Annotated in this window: 14 protein-coding genes and 1 pseudogene; 9 read left to right on the forward strand and 6 right to left on the reverse strand. The window is 70.9% G+C overall.

Annotated features, from left to right (window positions below; all coding sequences use genetic code 11):
* Positions 1–411: pseudogene (locus ABZ374_RS19875) on the forward strand (hypothetical protein); the annotation flags it as partial.
* A 230-nt stretch (positions 412–641) separates the two neighbouring features.
* Positions 642–839 (forward strand): hypothetical protein, encoded by a 198-nt coding sequence (locus tag ABZ374_RS19880; RefSeq protein ID WP_360312741.1) that lies wholly within the window; start codon positions 642–644, stop codon positions 837–839.
* A gap of 87 nt (positions 840–926) precedes the next feature.
* On the opposite strand, the gene ABZ374_RS19885 is transcribed toward ABZ374_RS19880, so the two are convergent.
* Positions 927–1331, reverse strand: a complete 405-nt coding sequence (locus tag ABZ374_RS19885; RefSeq protein ID WP_360312743.1) for a hypothetical protein — start codon at positions 1329–1331, stop codon at positions 927–929.
* Positions 1332–1414: 83 nt separating this feature from the next.
* Here ABZ374_RS19885 and ABZ374_RS19890 point away from each other — a divergent pair, with 83 nt between their 5' ends.
* Positions 1415–2197 carry a GntR family transcriptional regulator gene (locus tag ABZ374_RS19890; RefSeq protein WP_360312745.1) on the forward strand — a complete coding sequence of 261 codons (783 nt, stop codon included), beginning with the start codon at positions 1415–1417 and terminating at the stop codon, positions 2195–2197.
* A gap of 381 nt (positions 2198–2578) precedes the next feature.
* Here ABZ374_RS19890 and ABZ374_RS19895 read toward each other — a convergent pair whose 3' ends face one another.
* Positions 2579–3187: an NADPH-dependent FMN reductase gene (locus tag ABZ374_RS19895; protein WP_360312747.1), complete on the reverse strand. Its 609-nt coding sequence runs from the start codon at positions 3185–3187 to the stop codon at positions 2579–2581.
* Between the two features lie 231 nt (positions 3188–3418).
* Here ABZ374_RS19895 and ABZ374_RS19900 point away from each other — a divergent pair, with 231 nt between their 5' ends.
* From ABZ374_RS19900 to ABZ374_RS19920, 5 genes are all read left to right on the forward strand, one after another.
* Positions 3419–3610, forward strand: a complete 192-nt coding sequence (locus ABZ374_RS19900) for a hypothetical protein (RefSeq protein WP_360312749.1) — start codon at positions 3419–3421, stop codon at positions 3608–3610.
* A 215-nt stretch (positions 3611–3825) separates the two neighbouring features.
* Positions 3826–4860: a recombinase RecA gene (gene recA / locus ABZ374_RS19905; RefSeq protein ID WP_360312751.1), complete on the forward strand. Its 1035-nt coding sequence runs from the start codon at positions 3826–3828 to the stop codon at positions 4858–4860.
* A 4-nt stretch (positions 4861–4864) separates the two neighbouring features.
* On the forward strand, positions 4865–5803 hold the full coding sequence (gene recX / locus ABZ374_RS19910; RefSeq protein ID WP_360312753.1) for a recombination regulator RecX: 939 nt from the start codon (positions 4865–4867) through the stop codon (positions 5801–5803).
* 146 nt (positions 5804–5949) lie between these two features.
* A complete protein-coding gene (locus tag ABZ374_RS19915) occupies positions 5950–7317 on the forward strand; it encodes an L-serine ammonia-lyase (protein ID WP_360312755.1) in 1368 nt (455 codons plus the stop codon).
* Between the two features lie 163 nt (positions 7318–7480).
* A complete protein-coding gene (locus ABZ374_RS19920) occupies positions 7481–7858 on the forward strand; it encodes an STAS domain-containing protein (protein ID WP_360312757.1) in 378 nt (125 codons plus the stop codon).
* Between the two features lie 227 nt (positions 7859–8085).
* Here ABZ374_RS19920 and ABZ374_RS19925 read toward each other — a convergent pair whose 3' ends face one another.
* A complete protein-coding gene (locus ABZ374_RS19925; RefSeq protein WP_360312759.1) occupies positions 8086–9048 on the reverse strand; it encodes an alpha/beta hydrolase in 963 nt (320 codons plus the stop codon).
* 168 nt (positions 9049–9216) lie between these two features.
* Between ABZ374_RS19925 and ABZ374_RS19930 the strand changes: the two genes are divergently transcribed.
* Positions 9217–10434: a hypothetical protein gene (locus ABZ374_RS19930; RefSeq protein WP_360312761.1), complete on the forward strand. Its 1218-nt coding sequence runs from the start codon at positions 9217–9219 to the stop codon at positions 10432–10434.
* A 43-nt stretch (positions 10435–10477) separates the two neighbouring features.
* Here ABZ374_RS19930 and ABZ374_RS19935 read toward each other — a convergent pair whose 3' ends face one another.
* The 3 genes from ABZ374_RS19935 to ABZ374_RS19945 form a co-directional block, all read right to left on the reverse strand.
* On the reverse strand, positions 10478–12187 hold the full coding sequence (locus tag ABZ374_RS19935; RefSeq protein WP_360312763.1) for an FAD-dependent monooxygenase: 1710 nt from the start codon (positions 12185–12187) through the stop codon (positions 10478–10480).
* A 143-nt stretch (positions 12188–12330) separates the two neighbouring features.
* Positions 12331–13212: an amino acid ABC transporter permease gene (locus ABZ374_RS19940; protein ID WP_360312765.1), complete on the reverse strand. Its 882-nt coding sequence runs from the start codon at positions 13210–13212 to the stop codon at positions 12331–12333.
* On the reverse strand, positions 13209–13856 hold the full coding sequence (locus tag ABZ374_RS19945; RefSeq protein ID WP_360312767.1) for an amino acid ABC transporter permease: 648 nt from the start codon (positions 13854–13856) through the stop codon (positions 13209–13211). The genes ABZ374_RS19940 and ABZ374_RS19945 overlap by 4 nt, the downstream gene beginning before the upstream one ends.
* Between the last annotated feature and the right edge of the window lie 32 nt (positions 13857–13888).

The raw sequence follows: 13888 nt of genomic DNA on the forward strand, positions 1-13888 counted from the left end.
GAGTACTCGCAACTCGTTCCGGTCGGGCCCCACTTCGATGTCGTTCGCATCGCCGGCCTACGTGGCCTGGACGTGGCGAACGCCCTGCGCGCCGCTGCGGGTGGGACACCGGGCGCGATCGTGCACGAGCTGTACGGCCGGGAGTGGGTGCACATCCTGGTGTCGCCGGGAACCGTCGCCGGCTATCGGTGGCCGCCCGGAATTCGGGCCCTGGGCCAGGACGCCGTGCGCGAGCGGTGCATCGAGATACCGGCGTTCGGCGACGACTCGTGCCTGCTGGCCTGGCACTCGCGTCCTGTCGAGTCGGCGCCGCTGGTCGACACCTTGCTGTGTCACACGGTCCTCATCCACGAACTGGCGGATGTGCTCACCCCGTCCGACTGGACCGACCGCCCGGATCCTCGCGGCTGACGAGCCGCCCCCCGGCCGCTGCGGCTCGGTACCGCACGCGGCCTCCGGCCCGGCCCGCGCGTCCCACCGCGCCGCCGGGTCGGCCACCCCGTCGCCCGACCCGTTCGCGGGCGACTCGGCCCGGCGGCGCTTCCATCGCCGCCGGGCCCCACCCACCCTCGCCCGGCCGCAGGTACCCCCGACGACGGCCGGGCGAGGACCAACCACCCACTCATCTCAGGGAGACCACGATGGCCGACACCAGGCCACCCGGAGACGGCGACACCGTCGAACACACCGACTTCGGACGCGGAGAGGTCGTCGGCAACGTGCAACTCGGCTGCGTGTGGGTCAGGCCCGACAACGGCGGCCCGAAGTGGAACGCGCCGGTCGGCAACGTCCGCATCGTCAGCAGGTTCCAGGCGCCCAACCCGCCCGCCGGCTGGTAGGCCACCCATAGACCACCGCCGGACCAGGCGGTGCCACACGGGCGGGGCCAAGTCTGCGGAGGCACGGCCCCGCCCGATGACCACTTCCTACTCCACCCAGGTGATTCGCGCACGCATGACGACCACTCCATCCGCGCCGACGTGCTGTTCGAGAGACTCGGCCAGCGCATCGACGATGACGAGCCGCGGATGCTCGACCAGGTCGACGCCGGCACTCGGCGCCTCGGCGCCCGTTTCGAGCGACGTGACGACGACCAGACACTCGGCCGGGGCTCGATGGAGCGAAACGTCCACGTCACCCTCGGCGCCATGGTCAAGGGCCTCGCCGATCAGTTCGCCGATCACCTGCTCGACAGGCGCCCGTCCGGGTGAACCGTCGAGGATCAGCCGTGCCCACGCGCGACCGAGCGACGCACTCGCCGAGGTCGCAGGGAGGGTGATGCGTGCAGGATGCATGCGGGCACTCCAGCCGACCAATCCAGTGATGGTCACGGACTGTACACGTTATGGGTATAACTCGCGGCCGTCCGAGAGGATGACATCCTTAGCCACGCTGAGTGGCAGGAGGAGTCGTCGTGGCAGGTGTTGCGCACGGAGAGACGCCCGCCTACGTGCGCGTCGCGAACGCCCTGCGCGAGCGCATCCGAGCGGGCGAGTTCCCTCCCGGCTCTCGCATTCCGTCACGAGCCGAGATCACCGCCACCTACGAGGTGGGCCACACGTCCGCCCTGGAGGCGCTGCGCCTGCTGACCGCCGAAGGGCTGGTGGAGGGGCGCCAGGGCAGCGGTACCTACGTCCGCGCCCGCCGGGCGGAGGTGCACCTCGTGCGCCACTGGACTGAGGACATCGGGCATCGCCTTCCCTGGGCGGTGGCGATGGCGGCGCAGCCCGACCTCGCGCCGTCGTGGACGGTCGACACCGAGACCGACGTGCCGGCGACGGAGGCCATCGCCCACCGTCTGGATATCGAACCCGGCGCCCGCTGTGTCCGGTCGGCCTATCTGTTCCGCTTCGGCAGCGATGTGGTGATGCGCCACGTGAGCTGGGAGCCGTACTCGATCACCGGCGGCACCCCCGTCCTGCTCCCCGAACGGGGCCCCCTCGCCGGTGCCGGCGTGCCTGCGCGCATGGCCGCGATCGGACACGTGATCACCCACGTGATCGAGGACCTGACCGCCCGGCCGGCGCTGATAGAGGAGTCGCGGACCCTGGAGGTCCCGGTGGGTGCCTCGCTGCTGGTCCTGGAGCGGACCTGGCGGACGGTCGAGGGCCCCGTCGAGACCGCGGACATCCTGATCCCCGGGGGCAGCAACCGCGTCCGGTACGAACTCCCGGTGTCCCCACCTGCCGGTTCCTAGCGGTTCCCTCGGGGGGATCTCGGGGGGATCGGGGGAATCTCGGGGGTCTGAGCATGACACCGGGGGGAACCGCTAGGAACCTCCAGTCCCCCTCTTTATGCAGTTCAGACCCACTTCACGAGCATCCGCCGCAGGTCGAGCCTCCCTACCGCACAGAACCCGGCGTAGAGGCCGACTCGTCCGTCGGCAATCCGACCAGGGCCCCTGATCCGCGAACGCGGGTCAGGGGCCTTTTCGCGCAATGGGACGGTACGGCGGCGCGCGCGGGGGGACCGGTGGTTCGTGCGCTGGTGGCACGGCCGGTGACGGCACGAGGCCCGGCGCCATCCGATCGGATGTGCCGGGCCCGGTGCCGTCCTGCGTCGTGGGGGACCGCTGGGGTCAGGCCAGCGAGGCGGCCCAGGTGCCCAGCGGGCGGGCGACCAGTTCGCCGGCGTTGTTGTCGATCGCGTCCTGCAGGCCGGCCAGGACGTGGGTGACCATGCCGGCGGTGGCCGGGTCGGTGAGCACGTGCTGTACGTCGGCCTCGACGCCGAGCCGGGTGTGCACCTCGGGGACGGAGATCTCCGGGCCGGAGACGACGAAGTTGTTCAGGTCCCGGAGCAGGGTCTTGAGCTGGATCAGCGCGCGGATGCCGCCCTGCACGCCCGGCGAGGCGGAGATCGCGACGATCGACTTGCCGGCCAGCACGCCCTGGGCGTACGGACGCGAGGCCCAGTCCAGCGCGTTCTTGAGCACGCCCGGCAGGCTGCGGTTGTACTCGGGGGTGGCGATGATCAGGCCGTCCGCCTCGGCGATCGCCTCGCGCAGGCGCACCACGGACGCCGGCGGGTCGGCCTCCAGGTCCTGGTTGAAGTGCGGGAGCTCGTCCAGACCCTTGTACACCTCGATCTGCATGCCCTCGGGGGCGAACGGCTGGAAGGCGTTCAGGAGCGCGGTGTTGAACGACTGGGCGCGCAGCGAGCCGGAGATGGCCAGGATGCGGGACATGGGGTCCTCCGTGGACGGCGAGACGGGGCGAAGCAGGTTGTTGAACGTTTAACAATGTAGCGCGGCTTTGTTGTGGATTCAACTTCTCCTCGGATTTCCGGGCCCGACTCGCGCCTGCCGTGCCGTCGGCGGCCGGTGCCGCGGCCGGTTCGGCGGGGGCGACAATGGAGCCGTGCCGCGCCCGTATCGCCGCGGTCGTTCCTCGTTCGCACCCGTCTGGAGCCCCCCGCCATGCCCCGCATCGTCGTCCTCGCCGTGATCGTGTGCGTCCTGGCGCTCGCCGCCGCCGTGGTGGCCTTCGTCAACGGAAGCTGGCTCGGCGTGCCCTTCGTGCTGCTCGCCGCGCTGGACGGGAACCTCGCCTTCTACTACCTGCGCCGGCACCGGGTGCGCCGTTCGCGTGAGGTCGCCGCGGGGGCCTGAGTCGGGGCGGGGTCGCTGTCGCCGCACACCGGGCGTCCCCCGTATGGGTGGATGCCGCCGGGCGATGGCGTGTCGCCGGCTGATTCGAACAAGAGTTCGGGCTACGCTTCCCCCGACGTTGTCCACAGGCGTGGGCCGGTCGTGCCTCCGTGTCGGTGCGACGGGTTAGCGTTCAAGGTGTGAAGCGAACACCACAGACCGGCAAGGCGGCATCCATGGCTGGACAGGATCGCGAGAAGGCGTTGGAGAACGCCCTCGCCCAAATTGAACGACAGTTCGGGAAGGGTTCGGTGATGCGTCTCGGCGACGAGGCGCGTGCACCGATCGAGGTCATTCCCACCGGTTCGATCTCGCTCGACGTGGCACTGGGCATCGGTGGCCTCCCGCGTGGTCGCGTCGTAGAGGTCTACGGCCCGGAAGGCTCCGGCAAGACGAGCCTGGCACTGCACGCGATCGCGAGCGTGCAGCGGGCCGGCGGCATCGCGGCGATCGTCGACGCCGAGCACGCGCTCGACCCGGATTACGCGCGGAAGCTGGGCGTCGACACCGACGCCCTGCTGGTGTCGCAGCCGGACACCGGCGAGCAGGCGCTGGAGATCGTCGACATGCTGACGCGCTCCGGCGCGGTCGACATCATCGTCATCGACTCGGTGGCGGCGCTCGTGCCGCGCGCCGAGATCGAGGGCGAGATGGGCGACTCGCACGTCGGCCTCCAGGCCCGACTGATGAGCCAGGCGCTCCGCAAGATCACCGGTGCGCTCAACCAGACGAACACCACCGCGCTGTTCATCAACCAGCTTCGCGAGAAGATCGGCGTGATGTTCGGCTCGCCGGAGACCACCACCGGTGGTCGGGCGCTGAAGTTCTACGCGTCCGTGCGTCTGGACATCCGACGGATCGAGACGCTCAAGGACGGCACCGAGGCGGTCGGTAACCGCACCCGGGTCAAGGTGGTCAAGAACAAGCTGGCCTCGCCGTTCAAGCAGGCCGAGTTCGACATCCTCTACGGCGTCGGGATCAGCCGCGAGGGCGGCCTGATCGACATGGGCGTCGAGCACGGCTTCGTGCGCAAGTCCGGCGCCTGGTACACGTACGAGGGCGACCAGCTCGGTCAGGGCAAGGAGAACGCGCGGAAGTTCCTCAAGGACAACCCCGACCTCTCCGACGAGATCGAGAAGAAGATCAAGGAGAAGCTCGGCGTCGGCCCGCGGGTCGACGTGCCGGCGGAAGCGGAACCCGAGGAGGGCTGAGCTCGTGGGTCGCCCTGCCGGCGAGTGGTCGAACACGTGGGGGGACGGATCCGAGGCCGGACCCGTCTCCCCGCCGGTCGACCCGGCCGAACTGCGGGCCGCGTTGGCGGCCGTCGCGGCGCGTGCCACGACGGGCGATCGGGTCGGCCGCGGTGCCGCCGAGCGCCGCAACACCCGCCGAGCCGGCTCGACGCGACGCGACTCGGGGGAGCGCGCGGCCGGCGAGAACGAAATCGGCGATCGGAACGCGGGGGACGACGGCTCGGGGGCCGACGTCCACGACGCGGACGAGCGGACCGCGAGTCGGCGGTCCGACGGTGATCGGGACGGGCGGAGCAAGCGGGACAGGCGTGAGCGGGCCGGGACTCGGGGCCGGACCCGCCGGGACACGCGCGCCACAAACGAGGACGACAGCGGGAACGACATCGAGGCCGGTGCCGAGGCGCTCGCCGATCCGGAGGCCACCGCGCGGGCGATCTGCCTGCGCCTGCTGACCGGGCGTGCCCGCACCCGGGCCCAACTGGCGGACGCGCTGCGCCGTCGGGAGGTGCCCGACGAGGTGGCGGAATACGTACTGGGCCGATTCACCGACGTGGGACTGATCGACGACACCGCCTTCGCGGGCGCGTGGGTCGACACCAGGCACACCGGGAAGGGGCTGGCCCGTCGGGCCCTGGCCCGCGAGCTGCGCCAACGCGGCGTGGACGCCGTCGTGGTGGACGAGGCGATCGCCCGACTCGATCCCGAGCAGGAGCTGGAGACGGCCCGGGCCCTGGTGGCCAGACGGTTGCCGGGCACGCGTGGCCTGGACCGGGACAAGCGCATCCGCAGGGTGGCGGGCATGCTCGCGCGCAAGGGATACGGCGAGGGCCTGGCCCTGCGCGTGGTCCGGGAGGCGCTGGATCAGGAGGCGGCCGACGAGGCCGACCGGGACCCGTGGTGATCAGGCTCCGCGGTGATCAGGGCCGGGCGGTCCCGGGACCGGAGCCGGTGACCTAGCCTGGGAGGGTTGTCCGAGCCGTCGGACCGCCACAAGCGCGTTCTTCGGAGCGCACACGTCCCTGCCGTCCGCTTGAAGGGCCATCCGCCTTGGCGATCAGTGTGTTCGACATGTTCTCGATCGGGATCGGCCCGTCGAGCTCCCACACGGTGGGCCCCATGCGCGCCGCGCGGATGTTCGCGCAGCGGCTCAAGAGCGAGGGCGTCCTGGACCGGGTCGCCTCCGTCCGGGTCGAGCTGTACGGCTCCCTGGGCGCGACCGGGCACGGGCACGGCACGCCACGCGCGGTGCTGCTCGGCCTGGAGGGTTATTCGCCGCGCACCATCGACCCGGAGGAGGTCGAGCCGGAGCTGGCGCGCATCCGCGAGTCGGGGATGTTGCGGCTGCTGGGCGTGCAGGACATCGCCTTCGACGGCGACCGGGACCTGGTGCTGCACCGACGCAAGTCGCTGCCGTACCACGCCAACGGGATGACCGCGTGGGCACGCGACGCGGACGGCACCGAGTTGCTCACCAAGACCTACTACTCGGTCGGCGGCGGCTTCGTGGTGGACGAGGACGCGGTCGGGGCGGATCGGGTCAAGCCCGACGACACCGTGCTGCGACACCCGTTCCGCACCGGCGACGAGTTGTTGCGGTTGACCCGGGAGACCGGCCTCTCGGTGTCCGCGCTGATGCTGGAGAACGAGAAGGCGTGGCGCACCGAGCCGGAGATCCGCGCCGAGCTGCTGGAGATCTGGCACGTGATGCGCGCGTGCATGGAGCGCGGCCTGTCCACCGAGGGCATCCTGCCCGGTGGGCTCAAGGTGCGCCGCCGTGCCGCGCGGACCGCCCGCACGCTGCGCGCCGAGGGAGACCGCCCCACGCACGCGATGGAGTGGGTCACCCTGTGGGCGATGGCCGTCAACGAGGAGAACGCCGCCGGCGGCCGGGTGGTCACCGCGCCCACCAACGGCGCCGCCGGAATCATCCCGGCCGTCCTGCACCACTACGTGGCCACCGTCCCGGGCGCGGACGAGGACGGCATCGTGCGCTTCCTGCTCGCCGCGGGTGCGATCGGCATGTTGTTCAAGGAGAACGCGTCCATCTCGGGCGCCGAGGTCGGCTGCCAGGGTGAGGTGGGTTCGGCCTGCGCGATGGCCGCCGGCGGCCTGGCGGAGGTCCTGGGCGGCACCCCCGAGCAGGTGGAGAACGCCGCCGAGATCGGCATGGAGCACAACCTCGGGCTCACCTGCGACCCGGTCGGCGGCCTGGTGCAGATCCCGTGCATCGAGCGCAACGGCATGGCCGGCGTCAAGGCGGTCACCGCCGCCCGGATGGCCCTGCGCGGCGACGGCCGGCACCACGTCTCGCTGGACAAGGTCATCAAGACCATGAAGGAGACCGGCGCGGACATGAAGACCAAGTACAAGGAGACCGCCCGGGGCGGCCTCGCGGTCAACATCATCGAGTGCTGAGCCCCGGTGCCCACCCCCGGTGCCGAGCCGAAGCGCCGGGACGAACACCGACACGGGCGCCCGGCCCGTCCCGACACCGGTGACGCACGGTGCCGGTGTCGCGTCGACGACCCGGCGGGACACGTGAGGTGTGCTCCCGGAATCGAAGGGTAGGCATGCGCCCGTGAACGACGAGAGCGGTCCCCTCCTGGTGCAGGTATCGGCAGTCGGAGCCGGTCACACGTTGGTGACCGTGCACGGCGAGATCGATATGGACAGTGGTCCGATCCTGGACGACGCGCTGAGCCGACAGGTCTCGGCGGGCCTGAACCGCTTGTTGCTCGACCTGTCCTCGGTCGCCTTCATCGACTCGTTCGGCCTGCGGATCCTGGTCCGAGCCGAGCGGCGGGCCCGCGAGGCCGGCGGCTCCCTGCAACTGATCGCGCCGACCCGGGCGGTCGCCCGGGTGCTGCGCCTGACCGGCTTCACCCTGATGGTGGCCGTGCACGACACCGTGCAGCAGGCGCTCGTCGCCCAGGACAGTCCGGCCGGGCACGAGTAACGCACCTGATCGGCCGATCAAAAACAGCAAGAATGATGATCAAAATCCGGCGCAGGGGTGGCCGGATTCGATCATGCGCGCCACACTTGGAATGTCCGCGCGCCGGATGTTTCTGCTGTCGCCCGAAGGCCGTGGACCTGTGGCCGTCCCGCCGAGCGCAAGCTCGACGGGACGGCCGCCGCATGTCCGGGTGACGCGGGGCAGGGTGAGGCGGCCCCGCGTCCCGCTCAGCCCAGCGTGCGCTTGAGGAACTGCGCCATGGTCGAGCGATACTCGCGTGCCTGCGGAACCAGCGCGGTGAGTTCGCCCGCGCCGTGCACGAAGCCGTCGAAGCGCTTGGCCTCGACCGGCACGCCGGCCGCCTCCAACTGCTTCGCGTACGCCTCGCCCTCGTCGCGCAGCGGGTCGTACTCGCCGGTGAGCACCAGCGCGGCGGGCAGCCCGGCCAGGTCCTCGGCGTGCAGCGGCGACGCGAGCGGATCGGTGCGCTCGCTGCGCGGGCTGGTCAGGTACAGCCCCACGGCCTCCTCCAGCGCCGCGCGGGTGAGCAGGTAGCCCTCGCCGTTCTCCGACACGGACGGCAGCGACAGGGTCAGGTCCAGGATCGCCGCGTCCAGCACCTGGGCGACCGGGGTCGGCTGGCGGCGGTCGCGCAGCATGATCGAGCAGGCGGCGGCCAGATTGCCGCCCGCGCCCGTGCCGCCGATCGCCACCTTGTCCGCGTTGACACCGAGCTGGAAGGCGCGCTCCTGCACCCAGATCCACGCGGCGTACGCGTCCTCCAGGGGCCAGGGGAACTTGAACTCGGGTGCCAGGCGATACTCGACGGAGATCACCACGGCGCCGCTCTCGGCGGCGATGTGCGCGCAGTGACCGTCGAACCGGTCCACCGCGCCGAGCCACCACGTGCCGTCGTGCAGGTACACGTAGCCTGGGCGACCGCCCTTGGGGGCGGGGCCGGCCGGTGTGTACACGCGAGCGGTGATCTTGCCCGGCTCGGGCTCCTTCACCGTGATGCTCACATCCCGCGTCGTCACACCTTCCGGCGCGGCCTCGGCGAACGCGAGGATGGACGACTCGAGGGCTTTGTTCGACGCGGCGCGGCGCTCCGCCAAGGGCAGGTCGGCCAACAGGGGCGGCGCGGCGGCGACAGCGTCGAGGATCGGCTGGATCTGCGGTGCGACGGGCATGCGACTCCTCCGAACGGATTACGAAGAAGCACAGTAGAACTTCGCGCCCGGAGTTGACAGAGCGTCAGACTCCGGACGCGTGACATAGGCCACACAGAAAGCGCGCGAAGGGCGTCAACCGTGTCAGTTGCCCCTGGCGTTGAATAGACCGAACCCACTGAGGAGTACGTGTTGACCGTCATCGACGAGCCCCGGATACCCGGCGCCCGGGCGTCCGGCGCGGACCGCGGTGCCCCCGACGAGAACTCGTCGGGGGCCCTGTCGTTCGCGGAGCGCGGCTTCCGGCTGCTGTGGCCGCCCTTGGCGGTATACGCGGGCACCGCCGTGCTCCAGTTGCTGGTGCTCTCGTGGATGATCCCGCCGGGCGGCCCGAGCCTGCGGGATCGGCTGTTGCAGTGGGACGCGCACTGGTACGTGGACGTCGCCGCGCACGGCTACCCGGACAGCTTCACGTACACCCCCGAGGGCGACCTCACCGGCAACACGCTCGCGTTCTTCCCGCTGTATCCGGGCCTGGTCCGGATCGTGCACTACCTCACCGGCACCGACTACGAGACGGCCGGCCTGATCGCCGGACACCTGGCCACCGCCGCCGCGTTGTGCGTGTTGTACGTGTTCATGAAGCGGCTGTACGACCGGCGCGCGGCCCTCGTGATGACCGTGCTCGTGGGCGGCGCGCAGCCGATGGGCGTGGTCTTCTCGATGGCCTACAGCGAGACGCTGTTCCTGGCGCTCGCCGTGGGCACGCTGCTCGCGGCGCACCGCAAGGCCTGGCTGACCGCGGGTCTGCTCGCGTGCCTGACCAGCATCACCCGACCGGCCGGCATCGCGGCGATCGCCGCCCTGGGGGTGGCCGCGCTGTTGGAGATGTGGCAACACCGGCAAATCGTGTACCGCCCGATCGCGGCGTGCGTGATCGCGTGTCTGGGCATGCCGCTGTACCTGCTGTGGGTGGGCACCCGGCTCGGCGAGATCGACGCCTGGTTCACCATCCAGGACGCCGGCTGGGGCACCAAGTGGGACAACGGCGAGGCGGTTCGGCACTTCCTGACCGACACGCTGCGCAACGGCGACCAGTGGATAGCGGTCAGCACCGCGGTGTTGATCATCGCGGCCGTGATCGGCTCGCTGGTCGCGCTGAATCGACGGATCTGGCCGCCGCTGGCGGTCTACGGCCTGTCGATCCTGGTGATGACGCTGTGTCAGAGCAACTACTACCACTCGAAGTTGCGGCTGATGATCCCCACGCTGCTGTTCTTCGTCCCACTGGCCACCGTGCTGGCGCGCGCTCGCACGCGTACCGCCGTGCTGGTGCTCGCCGGGATGTGTCTGTTCGGCATGTGGTACGGCGCGTACATGCTCACCACCTGGCACTACGGGATCTGATCCGGGCTCGGGCCGTGGGCCGGCCCGCGCCCGGACGCCCGGGTCAGTGCCCGGCGCCGCGGGCGCGGTCGATGGCCTCCTCCAGGATGTCCAGGTGCTCGGGGGGCAGGTGCGCCGCTATGTAGCCGTCCGGGCGGATCAGCAGGATCGTGTGCGCGCCGGCGCCCGGGTACTCGGGGGTGACCACCAACTCGGCCGGCGCGGCGAGCTTGTCCAGGCGTGCGCGCAGTCGTGGCATCAGGCCCGCCTCGCGCCAGCGGTCGCCGTGCCACACCTCTATGCCCGGGGCGATCAACAGCACGACCAGCCCTCGGTCCAGGCACTCGGTCAGCCACCCGTCGGCGCCGTCCGCCCGCACCACCGCGACGTCGCGGATCCACTCGCCGACTCCGGGGCCGGGGGTGAGCAGCGGCGAGCCGCTGTAGTCGGGGCCCGACGTGCTCGCGGCCGGACCGCGCGGGTCGAGCCGGCGCAACGTGGTGCCCTTGCCGCGCGCACCCATCAGGGTCAGTCGGCGGCCCACCTTCTGCGCCGGGCTCGCCGGAGCCAGGAAGTGCAGCGCGTCCTCGCCCAGCGCCAACCGGCGTCGGGCGGCCCCCCGGCGTTCGCCGTGGTAGGTCTCCAGGAGCCGGATCGGGGCGTAGCCGCGCAGCGTGAAGGCCAGCTTCCAGGCCAGGTTGCGCACGTCCTGGAGACCGAGTTCGACCGCGTCCGCGGCGGACGGGTGGACCAGGTGCGCCGCGTCCCCGGCGAGCAGCACCCGGCCGACCCGGAAGCGGCGGGCGAGCCGCTGGTGCACCTCGTACTCGCCGCTCCACAACAGGTCGTGCGCGGGATCCTCGGCCGAGTCCGAATCGGGGGAGAGCGCGTCCAGGGTGCGCAACACCGAACGCACCCGGGCGGAGACCCGCTTGGGGTCGGCCAGGTCCCCGGTCACCGGGATCACCCGGGTCTCCTCGGCGGCCTTGGCCACTCCGTGCGCCATCGGGAGTTGCCAGGTCAGCCGCCACACGTCGTCGGGCAGCGGCTGGGCGAGCACCGTGCCGCCGCGGTGGAACGGCGGGTCCACGAACAACCACGGGGTGGCCGGCCCGCCGGTGTCGGGGGTCGGGGGCTCGTCGGCGAGCGAGGGATCCGGGGGCACCAGCGAGGTCGCGGTGATCCGGCGCGGCAGCCGTACCTTCACGTCCGCGCACAACAGCCGGTCCACCCGCGGCCGGCCGGGAAAGCGCACGTCGACCGCGCGCCGGACCACCGAGCGGGCCCCGTCGCAGCCGAGCAGCCACTGCGCGCGCCACTTGACCGGACCGCCCGGGCCGCGGGCGAGCAAAGTGACCGAGGTCTCGTCCTGTTCGACCCCCTCGATCCGGTGCCGCCACGCGGTGGTCACCAGCGGACTGGCGTGCGCGGCATCCAACAGGGCGCGCTCCAGGCGCTGTTGGGAGAGGCCGTAGCGGACGGGCGCCTCCGGCTCGTCGACCGGCTGCGGTACGTCGCGGGTGCGCCGGCGGATCCGTTGCACGCCCCACGGTTCGGCGGCGCCGTCCAGGCGGGTGCCGGTCAGGTCGTAGACGAAGGCCAGCGTCGCGCCGTCCAGCGCACACGCGCGCGAGCCGGCCCGCGGCGTGCCGTTGCCCGAGTCCACCACGACCGAGCGCACCCCGCGCCCGGCCAGGGCCAGGGCGGCGGCCAAACCGGCGGGCCCGGCGCCCGCGATGATCACCGAGTCCGCGCGCGGAGCATTGCCCGCCATCGTGGCCCCCCCAAGTGTTGCAAGACGTGTCGTACTCGTCGCCCATCATCCGGCACCGGGACCCCAGCACGACAAAGCGACGCCCCGCGGGTGGTGTGCACCGCGGGGCGTCGGTCGTCGGTGGTGCGGGTGTCGCGGCGCGCTCAGACGCCGGCACCGTCCAGGGCCGGCGCGACCGCTCGTGGCTCGACGGCGATCGGCTTGCCCTTGCGCGAGGTGCGCAGTCGGCGCTCCAGCCAGGTGGCGAAGGCGGACAGGATCATGCACATCGCGACGTAGATCGCGCCGACGATGATCGTCACCGGGATGAACGGCATGTGGTAGTCCTGGTAACCGCCGATCAGCTTGGCCGCCGCGAGCAGCTCCGGGTAGGTGATCAGGAAGCCGAGCGAGGTGTCCTTGAGGGTCACCACGATCTGGCTGATGATCGTCGGGAGCATGGTGCGGATGCCCTGCGGGACCAGGATCATCGTCATCACCTGGGTCTTGCGCATGCCCAGCGCGTAGGCCGCCTCGCTTTGGCCCTTGGGCACCGCGAGGATGCCCGCGCGGATGTTCTCCGCCTGCACGGTGCCGTTGTAGATGGTCAGACCGACCACCAGCGGCCACATCGGCTCCCACTTCCACCAGCCCTGGCTGGCCGGGACGAGGTAGAGCATGAAGATCAGTACCAGCAGCGGCATCGCGCGGAAGAAGGTCACGAACGTGGTCGCGGCCCAGCGCACGATCTTGTGATCGGAGAGCCGGCCGGCGGCCAGGAAGGCGCCGAGCACGATCGAGAACACCGCGGCCAGCGCGAACGCCTTCAAGGTGGCCTTGAGGCCGTCGAAGATGAACTGCTGGACACCCGTGTACTGGAACGGGTCCCACTTGGCCGACTCGAACTGGCCGGTGTCCTCGAACCGCATGATCACGAAGACCAGGAAGCCGGCCAGGGCCAGGGTGCCGACCACGCCGATGATCAGGTTGCGTCGGCGTGCCTTGGGGCCCGGTACGTCGAACAGCACGCTCGCTTCGCGGCTCATCGGACCACCGCCAGCTTCTTCTCCAGCGCGGCCAACAGCGCGCTCATGGTCAAGGTGATGATCAGGTAGCCGATCGCGATCCACACCAGGACCCACAACGACTTGTAGCCGTTCTCGATCATCGTCGAGCTGGTGCCCATGAGTTCGGTGGTGTTGAAGGCGCTGGCGATGGCCGAGTTGCGGACCATCGCGATCAGCAGGCTGCCGATCGGCGGGACCGCCGCCCGACCGGCCTGCGGCAGCACGATCTGGCTCAGCGTCTGGGTGAAGGACATGCCCAGGCTGCGGGCGGCCTCGGCCTGGCCGATCGGGACGGTGTTGATGCCCGAGCGGATCGCCTCACAGATGAAGGCGGCGGTGTACGTGCTCAGCGCGATGACCGCGAACTGGAAGAAGGAGAAGTTGAACCGCAGCTTGGGGAAACCGAGCGCGACGGCGAAGAAGATCAGCGTCAAAGGGGTGTTGCGGAAAAGATTGACGTACGCGGCGCCGAACCAGCGCAGGGGCGGCACCGGCGAGACCCGACACGCGGCTATCAGCGTGCCGAGCAGAAGCGACGCGATCCCACAGACGACGGTCAGCTTGAGCGTCCCGACGAAGCCGTGCCGCAAGAGATCCCAGTTGTCCTGGATCACTTCGAGCATCGTGATCGAGCCCTCCTCTCCGTGATCGTGGG

It is taken from the genome of Embleya sp. NPDC005971 (assembly GCF_040629175.1).
Lineage (GTDB): Bacteria > Actinomycetota > Actinomycetes > Streptomycetales > Streptomycetaceae > Embleya.

Bases quoted from the DNA above. Each gene is read 5' to 3' on its own strand.
- ABZ374_RS19900 (WP_360312749.1), top strand. From the start codon at position 3,419: ATGCCCCGCATCGTCGTCCTCGCCGTGATCGTGTGCGTCCTGGCGCTC.
- ABZ374_RS19880 (WP_360312741.1), top strand. From the start codon at position 642: ATGGCCGACACCAGGCCACCCGGAGACGGCGACACCGTCGAACACACC.
- ABZ374_RS19895 (WP_360312747.1), bottom strand. From the start codon at position 3,187: ATGTCCCGCATCCTGGCCATCTCCGGCTCGCTGCGCGCCCAGTCGTTC.
- recA (WP_360312751.1), top strand. From the start codon at position 3,826: ATGGCTGGACAGGATCGCGAGAAGGCGTTGGAGAACGCCCTCGCCCAA.
- ABZ374_RS19935 (WP_360312763.1), bottom strand. From the start codon at position 12,187: ATGGCGGGCAATGCTCCGCGCGCGGACTCGGTGATCATCGCGGGCGCC.
- ABZ374_RS19925 (WP_360312759.1), bottom strand. From the start codon at position 9,048: ATGCCCGTCGCACCGCAGATCCAGCCGATCCTCGACGCTGTCGCCGCC.
- ABZ374_RS19940 (WP_360312765.1), bottom strand. From the start codon at position 13,212: ATGAGCCGCGAAGCGAGCGTGCTGTTCGACGTACCGGGCCCCAAGGCA.
- ABZ374_RS19945 (WP_360312767.1), bottom strand. From the start codon at position 13,856: ATGCTCGAAGTGATCCAGGACAACTGGGATCTCTTGCGGCACGGCTTC.